At 71.6% G+C, this 10,760-nt stretch carries 11 protein-coding genes; 8 read left to right on the top strand and 3 right to left on the bottom strand.

Translation table 11 applies throughout. The features are described from left to right. On the top strand, nucleotides 1-1,352 hold a 1,352-nt coding region (gene pabB, locus RM479_RS26490), incomplete at its 5' end, for an aminodeoxychorismate synthase component I (RefSeq protein WP_311514413.1). A gap of 44 nt (nucleotides 1,353-1,396) precedes the next feature. Next, nucleotides 1,397-2,002, top strand: a complete 606-nt coding sequence (locus tag RM479_RS26485) for a DUF4291 domain-containing protein (protein ID WP_311514412.1) — start codon at nucleotides 1,397-1,399, stop codon at nucleotides 2,000-2,002. A gap of 201 nt (nucleotides 2,003-2,203) precedes the next feature. On the opposite strand, the gene RM479_RS26480 is transcribed toward RM479_RS26485, so the two are convergent. Beyond that, on the bottom strand, nucleotides 2,204-2,434 hold the full coding sequence (locus RM479_RS26480) for a hypothetical protein (protein ID WP_311514411.1): 231 nt from the start codon (nucleotides 2,432-2,434) through the stop codon (nucleotides 2,204-2,206). Nucleotides 2,435-2,789: 355 nt separating this feature from the next. Here RM479_RS26480 and RM479_RS26475 point away from each other — a divergent pair, with 355 nt between their 5' ends. Continuing rightward, nucleotides 2,790-3,569, top strand: coding sequence for an NADPH-dependent F420 reductase (locus RM479_RS26475; protein WP_311514410.1), 780 nt, complete (start codon nucleotides 2,790-2,792; stop codon nucleotides 3,567-3,569). 44 nt (nucleotides 3,570-3,613) lie between these two features. Here the strand turns inward: RM479_RS26475 and RM479_RS26470 are convergent, their stop codons facing one another. Beyond that, a complete protein-coding gene (locus tag RM479_RS26470; RefSeq protein WP_311514409.1) occupies nucleotides 3,614-3,799 on the bottom strand; it encodes an NAD(P)-binding domain-containing protein in 186 nt (61 codons plus the stop codon). 340 nt (nucleotides 3,800-4,139) lie between these two features. Between RM479_RS26470 and RM479_RS26465 the strand changes: the two genes are divergently transcribed. Beyond that, on the top strand, nucleotides 4,140-4,499 hold the full coding sequence (locus RM479_RS26465; RefSeq protein WP_311514408.1) for a MerR family transcriptional regulator: 360 nt from the start codon (nucleotides 4,140-4,142) through the stop codon (nucleotides 4,497-4,499). 216 nt (nucleotides 4,500-4,715) lie between these two features. Then, on the top strand, nucleotides 4,716-6,221 hold the full coding sequence (locus RM479_RS26460) for an amidase (protein ID WP_311514407.1): 1,506 nt from the start codon (nucleotides 4,716-4,718) through the stop codon (nucleotides 6,219-6,221). 55 nt (nucleotides 6,222-6,276) lie between these two features. Here RM479_RS26460 and RM479_RS26455 read toward each other — a convergent pair whose 3' ends face one another. Further along, nucleotides 6,277-7,236 carry an NADP-dependent oxidoreductase gene (locus RM479_RS26455; protein WP_311514406.1) on the bottom strand — a complete coding sequence of 320 codons (960 nt, stop codon included), beginning with the start codon at nucleotides 7,234-7,236 and terminating at the stop codon, nucleotides 6,277-6,279. 70 nt (nucleotides 7,237-7,306) lie between these two features. Here RM479_RS26455 and RM479_RS26450 point away from each other — a divergent pair, with 70 nt between their 5' ends. The 3 genes from RM479_RS26450 to RM479_RS26440 all read left to right on the top strand — a co-directional run bounded on the left by RM479_RS26450 (nucleotide 7,307) and on the right by RM479_RS26440 (nucleotide 9,888). Next, entirely contained in the window at nucleotides 7,307-8,356 is a 1,050-nt protein-coding gene (locus RM479_RS26450) for a GlxA family transcriptional regulator (protein ID WP_311514405.1), read from the top strand. After that, the gene (locus tag RM479_RS26445; RefSeq protein ID WP_311514418.1) at nucleotides 8,334-9,059 is read left to right on the top strand and encodes an NADPH-dependent F420 reductase; all 726 of its coding nucleotides are present in this window, start codon (nucleotides 8,334-8,336) and stop codon (nucleotides 9,057-9,059) included. The genes RM479_RS26450 and RM479_RS26445 overlap by 23 nt, the downstream gene beginning before the upstream one ends. 118 nt (nucleotides 9,060-9,177) lie before the next feature. After that, nucleotides 9,178-9,888: a VOC family protein gene (locus RM479_RS26440; RefSeq protein ID WP_311514404.1), complete on the top strand. Its 711-nt coding sequence runs from the start codon at nucleotides 9,178-9,180 to the stop codon at nucleotides 9,886-9,888. Nucleotides 9,889-10,760: the final 872 nt, after the last annotated feature.

Genomic DNA, 10,760 nt, shown 5'->3' with positions numbered 1-10,760 from the left:
CCCTGACACTGCCGTACGCCGTCGACGCCGAGGCCGCCTTCGCCCACCTGTACGGCGACGCCGAGTACGCGTTCTGGCTGGACAGCTCCCGCCCCCAGGGGCCGGCCCGCTTCTCCTTCCTGGGCGCGGCCACCGGCGAGGTCCTCACCTACCGGGTGGGCGGCCCGGTCCACGTGCGCACCCCCGACGGATCCGCGCACGAGGAGCCCGGCACCGTCTTCGACGCCCTGGAACGCCGCCTGCGCGAGCGCGCCCCGAGCCCGCTGCCGTTCGACTTCACCGGCGGGTACGTCGGCTACTTCGGCTACGAGCTCAAGGCCGACTGCGGCGCCGCCGCGGCCCACACCGCGCCCACCCCCGACGCTGTGTGGCTGCGCTGCGACCGGTTCCTCGCCATCGACCACCACCGAGGCCGCACCCACGTGGTCTGCGCCGACGACCTCCCCGACGGCGACACCTGGCGGGCGGACACCGCCGCCGCCCTCGCCGACCTGGCCCCCCTGCCCGCACCGGAACCGGCGGCCACCCCCGTCGACCTCCCCGGACTGCTCCAACGCCCCCGCGAGGGGTACCTGACCGACGTCAAGGAATGCCTGGGCCACCTGGCGGCGGGGGAGAGCTACGAGATCTGCCTGACCAACCGCCTCCACCTCCCCTACACCGGCGGTGACCTGGACTTCCACCGCCGACTCCGGGCCGCCTCACCCGCCCCCTACGCGGCCCTGCTGCGCCTGGGCGGGATGAGCGTCCTGAGCGCGTCCCCCGAACGCTTCCTGCGCGTGAACGGCCACGGCGACGCCGAGAGCCGCCCCATCAAGGGCACCGCGCCCCGCCACCCCGACCCCGACATCGACGCCCGCGTCGCCGAGGAACTGCGCACCGGCGCCAAGACCCGCGCCGAGAACCTGATGATCGTCGACCTGCTCCGCAACGACCTGGGCCGGGTGTGCGAGGTGGGCAGCGTCGAGGTGCCCGCGTTCATGTACACCGAGTCCTACGCCACCGTCCACCAACTGGTCTCCACGGTCCGCGGCCGGTTGCGCCCCGAGGTGTCGGCGGTGGACGCGGTCCGCGCCTGCTTCCCCGGCGGATCGATGACGGGCGCGCCCAAACTGCGCACCATGGAGATCATCGACGCCCTGGAGGGCTCGGCGCGCGGCGTCTACTCCGGAGCCCTGGGGTACCTGTCGCACCACGGTGCCGCGGACCTGAGCATCGTCATCCGCACCGCCGTGCGCCACGACGGAGGGCTGACCGTCGGCGCCGGCGGCGCGATCGTCCTGGACTCCGACCCCCAGGACGAGTACACGGAGATGCTCCTCAAGGCCGCCGTCCCCGCCCGTGGCCGCTGAAAACGGTTTGCGGACCACCGACACCGCGGTCCAAGGTGTGCGTCGTGCACACCAACGTTCCCCGCTACCGGATCCGCGCCCGGCACACCGACACCACGGTGACCGTGTACCAGGCCTACGCCCCGCGCCTGGGACTGCCCGCCGCCCGCGAGGGCCGCTTCCCCGCGACGTGGAAGCGCGACCGCATGACGTGGATCAAACCGTCGTTCCTGTGGATGATGTACCGGTGCGGGTGGGGCCTCAAGGAGGACCAGGAGACCGTCCTGGCCGTGGAGATCACCCGCGACGGGTTCGAGTGGGCGCTGCGCAACGCCTGCCTGTCCCACTACAAGGCCGACGTGCACGCCGACCGCGCCGCCTGGAAGCGCGACCTGCGCCGGGCCCCCGTCCGCGTGCAGTGGGACCCCGAACGCGACCTGCGCCTGAACCCGCTGGAGCACCGCTCCCTCCAGCTGGGGTTGGCGGGCGAGGCCTCCACCCGTTACGCCGACGAGTGGGTCGTCTCCATCACCGACGTCACCGCCACCGCGCGACGGATCCACGCCCTGCTACAACGGGAGGACACGGAGGGGGCCGCCGCGCTGCTGCCCGCCGAACACCCCTACCCCGAGACCCCCGGCCTGCTCGACCGCCTGCGCCCCGCCCCCTGAGGAGCCACGCGCGTCGTCGACGGTGACCGTCCCGGGAACGGCGGCCCCCGCTCGGGATACCTGCCGCGGGCGGGGGAGCGGGCGCACCCGACCGGAAAACACGAAAAGCCCTGGACTCCGGGAGTACCGGAGTACGGGACTTCGTGGTGTGGCAGGGTCCGGCGGGGCCGTTGCCCCTTTCGGGCTTACTTGGTTCGCCCCCTACAGGAGGATCCGGGCGGCCTCGGCGGCCAGCGGGGACGCGGCGGCGGCCAGTAGCAGCAGGGCGCACCCGCCGCCGCCCCTGCGGGGGCTCCCGCCCGCGCCGGTCGCGTAGTGGTCACGCTCGGCCTCGTACTTGCGACGCTGGATCTCGGCTCCCATCGCCCGTCCCAGGCAGTAGCCGCACTGGCTGTCGGTCTTGTGGCGTCCGCAGGTGTTGCAGGTGCTCACGCATCCTCCAAAGGCGCACTGGGGGTGGGGGCACGACGATAGTCGGGCAGAGCTGGAGCGCCTAGTGCTGTGTCCGGAAAGGTTCGCCTGGGTGTTCTCACGCCGCGAGGGGTAGCGGTCGGCCTCCCCGGGAACGGCCCGCTCACCCCGACCGGGCGGGTCGACCAGGGGAGTCACCGTCGTTTGCGACTGGTGCCACGTTCATGAGCGGCACCCCCTCTCGGGCCGCCCCGAGCCCCGGCAGCCTCTCAGATGGTCTCAGCGCCGGATCCTGTTCCGATGTTCCTCGCCCCCGAACACGCCTTGCGCGTCGCGATTTGCCCCTGACACCGGTGTCAGGTTCTAACGTGGGCGGGTGCTCCGTGCGCCAACGTGCGCACGGACGCCGGACGGCCACCACGAGGAAGAGGAACAGACGATGTCGTCTCTGGGGATTATCGGAAGCGGGAACATCGGAACCGCGATCGCGCGGCTGGCGGTCGCGGCGGACATCGACGTGGTGATCGCCAACTCACGGGGCCCGCAGAGCCTGACCGCTCTGGTCGAAGAGCTGGGACCGCGCGCCACCGCCGCCACCGTGGAGGAGGCAGCCCGTGCGGGAGAGGCGACCGTGCTCAGCATCCCGCTGACCGCCTACAGCTCCCTCCCCGAGGGACTGCTGCGCGGGCGGACGGTGCTGGACACCGGCAACCACTATCCCTTCCGCGACGGTCGCATCGCCGAACTCGACTCCGAGGAGATGACCACGACCGAACTCGCCCAGCGGCTCCTGCCCGGCGCCCTGCTGGTCAAGGCCTTCAACAACATCCTGGCCCACCACATCCCCCAGCTCGCCCGCCCCGCCGGGGCCGCCGACCGCAGCGCCCTGCCCATCGCCGGTGAGGACCCCGACGCCAAGGCCCGAGCGGCCGTGCTGATCGACCGACTCGGCTTCGGCACCGTCGACGCCGGAACCCTGGCCGAAAGCTGGCGCTTCGAACCCGAGTCCGATGCCTACACCCGGATCTACCTCGCCGACCCCGAGGTGCCGCCCGAGCAGATCATGCAGGCCCCGGCCGCTCCGGTATCGGCTGAAAAGCTGCGCGCCGCCCTGGAGGGGAGTCGACGGGTGAAGGTGGCCGAGCGCACCTTCTGACCACGCATGACGGAAGGCCTCCGCCGCAGAACCGGCGGAGGCCTTCATGTGGGCCCAGGCCGCTCCGGCGAGGACGCCGGTGGGACCGCGCGCCCTCCCGAGGCCGGCACGTCGGCCTCGATGGTGTGCGGGCCGCGTGAGTTGGCCACCTTCACGTCGTGTCCGGCGGCGCTCAACCGCTGGGCCAGGGTCTTGCCGATGTGTCCGACTCCCACAATGCCGACCTTCACAGTGGATCTCCTTCGCAGTGATGTGTGTGGTGAAACGGAACTGAGCGGCCCCCACGCTGTCGTTACGCCGACGCCGGGACGGTGGCCGCCGGCGACACACCTGACCGGCACAGGAGCAGGCGCCTGCGCGGGGCCGGTCAGAGCCCGTGATGAGGGCCTTGCGTTGGTCCCCGGCGCGCCCCGCCCAGGACGCCGGGGGTCTCGTGGCACAACGGTTCCTTCTGGGCAGGGTCGGCTCACGCGCACACCGCACGACCACGTCCCGGTGGTGCGCGGTGGCCGCGCCGCTACACTAGAACCTGACATCGGTGTCAGGGGCAAATCGGAGCGGAGGCCGCTCGTGCGGATCGGAGAACTGGCCGAGCAGACCGGGGCCAGCGTGCGTTCCCTGCGCTACTACGAGAAGCAGGGCATGCTCTCCAGCGAACGCAGCGCCAGCGGGCAGCGCCACTACGGCGAGGACGCCGTGAGCCGCGTGGTGTTGATCCGGCAGTTCTTCGCTGTGGGGATGAACAGCACGACCATCGCCGCGCTCTTGCCGCACATCAAGAACAACGGGGAGCGCTGCCCGCCACAGGTCCTGCGCCGGCTCGTCTCCGAACTCGAACGCATCGACACCCAAGCGGAGGACCTGGCCCGCGCACGCCGGACCCTGAAAGGCATGGTCGAGGCCACCCAGGAAGCCATGCGCGGCGAGTGAACACCGACTGAGCCACGGCTCTACCGCTCAATCCCGTAGCAATCCTCCTCGCCCCCCTCCTCACGCGCACGGGTCCGCACCCGCCTTCGGAGGCGGCGGTCGCCCGCGCCGGGGCGGTCTGGGGCGGGCGGGCCGAACGCGCCCGCGAGGGGAGGCCCCATGGATGTGACCCCCACCGAACTAGAACATGTTCTACAACGGTGTTAGGTTCCGGCCATGCGAGTTGACGAATACCTGCACCATGACGCCGTCGGCCTGGCCGCACTCATCGACAAGGGCGAGGTGAACGCCCTCGAAGTCCTCGAAGCCGCCATCACCCGCGCCGAACAGGTCCAACCCCGGCTCAACGCACTCGTCCTCACCATGTACGACGAGGCCAGGCGCATCGCCGCCGACCCCCCGAAAGGCCCCCTCTCCGGAGTCCCGTTCCTGCTCAAGGACCTCTTCCAGGACTACGCCGGCTTCCCCACCTCCGCCGGCAACCGCGCCCTGCGCCACATCCCCGCCCCCCACCACGCCGAAATCGTACGCCGCTGGCTCGACGCCGGACTCGTGCCCTTCGCCAAGACCAACGTCCCCGAATTCGGAGCCAAGGGCATCACCGAACCCCGCGAGTTCGGCCCCACCCGCAACCCCTGGAACACCGCCCACACCCCCGGCGGCTCCTCCGGCGGATCGGCCGCCGCCGTCGCGGCCGGAGTCGTCCCCGCCGCCGGCGGCAACGACGGCGGCGGATCCATCCGCATTCCCGCCGCGTGCTGCGGCCTGTTCGGCCTCAAACCCGGACGCGGCCGGGTCCCCTTCGGCCCCTCCTGGGGCGAACCCATGCACGGCGCCTCCGTCAACGGGGTCCTCACCCGCACCGTCCGCGACAGCGCCCTGCTCCTGGACGTGATGGCCGGCCCCGAGGCCACCTCGCCCTACCCCATCGCCCCACCCGAACGCCCCTACACCCGCGAAGTCGGCCACGACGTCGGCCGACTGCGCATCGGCTTCACCGACCGCTCACCCCTGGGCACCCGCGTCCACCCCGAGGCCGTACGCGCCGTACGCGACGCCGCCGCCCTCCTGGAGTCACTCGGCCACGACGTCGAGGAGGCCGAACCCGCCATCGACGGCCGCGCCCTCACCGAGGACTTCCTCAACCTCTGGTACGGATCCATGGCCGCCCTGGTCGATGGCATCAAGGCCGACACCGGCTGCTCCGACGACGACTTCGAAACCGACACCCTCTTCCTGGCCGCCATGGGACGCGCCCGCACCGCCTCCGACTACGTCCGTGGCCACGACCGCTGGAACGCCCACGTCCTGGCCCTGGCCGACTTCCACTCCCGCCACGACCTGCTGCTCACCCCCACCATCGCCGGCCCGCCCCTCACCATCGGCCGCCTGGACCCGCCGACCTGGCTGCGCTCCGCCGAACGCCTCCTGGTGCGCACCCGCACCGAACGGCTCGTGACCCGCACCGACCTCGTCACCACCGAGGTCATGAACAACCTCACCGCCACCCCGTTCACCCTGGTGGCCAACCTCACCGGCACCCCCGCCATGTCGGTGCCCCTGCACCGGACCCCCGCCGGGCTCCCACTGGGCGTACAGTTCATCGCCCCCGCCGCGGGGGAGGGCCTGCTGCTCCGCTTGGCCGCCCAACTCGAACAGGCCCGCCCCTGGGCCCACCACCGCCCCACCGGGGTGCCCTTCCCCGACCCCGCCGACGCCTGACCGCGCAGCGAACAAAAGGGGGCGCCGCCCCACGGCGGCACCCCCCTTCACGACCTCACCCGGCGTCCACCACCAGCACGACCTTGCCGGTCACATGACCGGTGTCACCCAACGCGTGCGCCTTGGCCGCGTCCGCCAGCGGAAACGCCTCCTCCACATGCGCCCGCAGCAGACCCCGCTCCACCAGATCGGCCACGGCGACCATCCCCGCGTGGTCGGCCTCCACCAGCAACGTCCGGGCCCGCACCCCCAGCCCGTCGGCCTTCGCGGCGTGCTCGGGCGTCGCGGCCAGCAGCGACACCGCGATCCCACCCGGCCGCAGCACCTCCAACGACCGGCTCAACGTCTCACCCGCGAACGGGTCCAACACCACGTCCACCTCACCGGCCGCCTCCACGAAGTCCGTGCTCCGATAGTCGATGACCTCATCGGCGCCCAGCCCCCTCAAGAACGCGTGCTTGGGCGCGCTCGCCGTACCGATCACATGCGCCCCGAGCGCCTTGGCGATCTGCACCGCCACGTGCCCCACCCCACCCGCGGCAGCGTGGATCAGCACCCGCTGACCGGGACGCACCCCGGCGGTGTCCACCAAGGCCTGATACGCGGTCAACGACACCAACGGCAGCGCCCCGGCCTGCACATGATCGATCCCGGCGGGCTTGCGCGCGAACGCCCGGGCCGGACCCACCGCGTACTCGGCGTGCGAGCCCACCCCGTACGGATAGGGCAACATCCCGAACACCTCGTCGCCGGGTTCGAACAGGGTGACCCCGTACCCGACCGCCTCCACCACACCCGACACGTCCCAGCCCAGCACCAGCGGCGTCCGGTTCAAGAACCCGGCGTGCTCCCGATGCTTCCAGTCGGTGGGATTGACCCCGGCGGCGCGCACCCGCACCAGGATCCCGCTCGGCCCGGCCACCGGCCGGGGCACGCGCACCTCCCTCAGGACCTCGGGGCCGCCGTGGACGTCCTGGGAGATCGCCCTCATCGTCATCTCATCGGTTTCGCTCATGGATCCCAGCCTGCCCAAAGCCCCCGGGCCACGCCATGGCATGATCGCCATCTTTCAATAAGATCGTGCCATGAGCAGCCCCGTACACCACGTGGCCGTCCTGGCCCTGGACGGCGTCTACCCCTTCGAACTGGGCATCCCCTCCCGCGTGTTCGGCGCCGCCGACGGCCGCTACGAGGTGCGCACCTGCGCCCTGGACGGACCCTCGGTACGCACCAACGCCGACTTCTCCGTCACCGTCGACCACGGCCCCGAACTCCTCACCCACGCCGACACCGTCGTCATCCCCCCGTTCGACACCACCCGCATCACCCGCCACCCCCCGCCCACCCTGCGCGCCGCCCTGGACTCCCTGCGCCCGGGCACCCGCCTGGTCTCCATCTGCACCGGCGCGTTCGTACTGGCCGCGACCGGCCTACTGGACGACCGCCCCGCCACCACCCACTGGGCCCTCACCGACACCTTTCGCGCCTGGTTCCCCCGCGTGCGCCTGGACCCCGACGTCCTGTTCGTCGACGACGGCGACGTCCTCACCTCCGCCGGGGCCGCCTCCGGCGTGGACGTGTGCCTGCACCTGGTCCGCCGCGACCACGGCAGCCGGGTCGCCAACCACGTCGCCCGCGTCTGCGTCGTCCCACCCTGGCGCGACGGCGGCCAGGCCCAGTACATCGAGCACCCGGTACCCGACCCCGACCGGACCGGCACCGCCCCCACCCGCCAGTGGGCCCTGGAACACCTGGCCGAACCCCTGTCCCTGGCGGACCTGGCGGCACACGCCCGCATGAGCCGACGCACCTTCGTACGCCGGTTCAACGAGGAGGTGGGCCTGAGCCCGGGCCGCTGGCTCACCGCCCAACGCGTGGAGCGCGCCCGCCACCTGCTGGAGTCCACCGACCTGACCGTGGACGAGATCGCCGGCCGGATCGGGTTCGCCACCGGCACATCCCTACGCCAACACCTGCGCACCGCCCTGGGCGTGTCCCCGATCACCTACCGCCGCACCTTCCGCGGCGCCCCGGACCCCGTTCCCTCAGGCGAACCCCCTATTCCCACCAGAGCAATAGGATTTCCGATACCGACATCCAGAACATCATTGGATATCCGGCGCACGCCGTCCTAACGTCGAGGACACCGCACCACACAACGAGAGGACGGTCCCCATGAGGATCGGCATCATCGGCGCCGGCAACATCGGCGGCAATCTCACCCGCGGACTCACCGCCCTGGGCCACGACGTGAAGGTAGCCAACTCCCGCGGACCACAGACCCTGACCGACCTGGCCGCCAAGACCGGCGCCACCCCGGCCACCACCGCGGAGGCGGCCCGAGGGGCCGAAGTCGTCGTGGTCACCATCCCCCTCAAGAACATCCCCGACCTGCCCACCGACCTGTTCGCCGAAGCGACCGAAGGCCTCGTCCTCCTGGACACCAACAACTACTACCCGCGCGAACGCGACGGCCGCATCGCCGCCATCGAGGACGACGGACTCACCGAGAGCCGCTGGGTGGAACACCACCTGCGCCACCCGGTGATCAAGGCCTTCAACGGCACCTACGCCTCCGACCTGCTGGACCGACCCCGCCCGGCCGGAGACCCCGAACGCATCGCCGTACCGGTCGCCGGCGACGACGAAGCCGCCAAGAAGGTCGTACGCGACCTCGTCGACGCCCTGGGCTTCGACACCGTCGACGCCGGAGGCATCGACGACTCCTGGCGCCAGCAGCCCGGCACCCCCGTCTACGGACTGCGCGGGGGAGTGGAGGCCGTGACCGAGGCCCTGGCCCGAGCCTCCTCGGACCGCCCGGCGGACTTCCGGGGCTGAACCCCGGACACCGATCCCGCTCTCGGCCCGCCCGGCGACGGCCTCACGCCGGGCGGGTCGACCGGCCATCACCCTGCGTAGGATCGGCGGCATGGCGATTCGGCTTGTTCAAATTCATATGAGTGCTCAGGACGACTCCGCGCTCGGCGGGTTCTGGGCACAGGTGCTGGGCTGGGATGTCTCCAGTGAGGGACCCGGCGTGACGAACCTGGAACCCGAGGGCTTCGTCTATCCGGACCCCGTCGCCGTCTGCCTCGACGTCGTCGCCGTCCCCGAACCCAAGACGGTGAAGAACCGTGTGCGCATCGACCTCGCCACCACTTCCGTGACCCATCAGACGGAGTTGGCCGCGCGCCTTGAGGATCTCGGCGCGACACCCGCCGACCTCGGCCAGGGCGACGTGCCGTGGACGGCCCTGGCCGACCCCGAGGGCAACGAGTTCCGCGTGCTGGAGCCTCGGGAGATCTACCGGGACACCGGGCCGATGGCCGCGGTGACGGTCGACTGCGTCGACCCCCGGGCCATGGCCCGGTTCTGGGACGAGGCGATGGACTGGACCCTGCACGAGGTGACCGACGATCGTGCGGTCCTGCGCTCCGCCAAGGGCGTCGGCCCGTATCTCGAATTCCTCCGCACACCCGACGCGAAGACCGTGAAGAACCGCGTCCATCTGGACCTCCGACCGTACCCCGGTGAAGATCAGGCGGAGGAGGTGGACCGGTTGCGGGCGCTCGGCGCCATCGCCGTCGACATCGGTCAGGGCGACGTGCCGTGGACGGTCCTGGCCGACCCCGAGGGCAACGAGTTCTGCGTCCTCACCCCGGCCTGACGCGGACTCGCGCCGACCCTCCCGGCATCCGGTCGGGCGTCACCTCCGAGCCCGGCGGGTCACGTTGACGTGTACCGTTCCGCCACGGGATCGGCGGGGGAGTGGCGCACCCTTCCCGGCTCGCCGGGGCCCACGCCGCCCGGTGGCATCGCCTGATCGTCCGGGCCGAACCGACCGTGGGGGAGAGGTCCTTGGAGGTGGAGGGTCTCTCCTCGGCCCAGGCTCGGGAGCACGAGCAGCCGCGCGGTCAGCGCAGCACGTACAGGTCCGCGAGCGGGTCCAGTGCGGTGACAGAGAGTGATTATGTGCGTTCCCTGGTACCGCCACGTCGCCTCGGTGGCCGCAGAGGGCGTCACCGTGGCGGCGCTCATGGGCGCGCCGCCCGAGAGGCAGGCGCCGGCCCATCGCGGTGCCGGCCACGAACCACGAAAGGATTCTGCGCATCGGTCTCTCCGCGTCCTGTGTTCTCCACGCTGTGAGGTGAGAGCCAACCCGCCCGAGCCGATGCGCACGGGGGTCACAGGAACGCCCAGGGGAAGGGCGATTCCAAGTTTAACTTGACATAATGTGCATTATCGGCGGTGGGCCGGTGAGGGCGGAGAGGGGCTGGAACGCCTGGTGCGCCGGGACTTTTCACGCGCATCCCGTTCTCCGCGCGCCCCAGGGCCCTCCGGGCATCGCACCCGAGGACGCTCCCGGCGGCCGTGCTCCGAAGGCCTGAGGTGACGACCGGCGACCCCGAAGGCTGATCCCGGTGTGGGCGGTCACTCCGAGTCACCAGGATTCTTCGGGTGCCCGACGATGCGCGAACGCCGGAACGAGCCTCCCGCCGCCGCCCGCCGGAGCCCCCGCCCGCGAGAACGCTCGGACCC

The organism is Nocardiopsis lambiniae, from assembly GCF_031845465.1.
Taxonomy (GTDB): Bacteria; Actinomycetota; Actinomycetes; order Streptosporangiales; family Streptosporangiaceae; genus Nocardiopsis; species Nocardiopsis lambiniae.
Note: the sequence above shows the minus strand (reverse complement) of the source record. Positions and strands in the feature narration are given on the sequence as shown.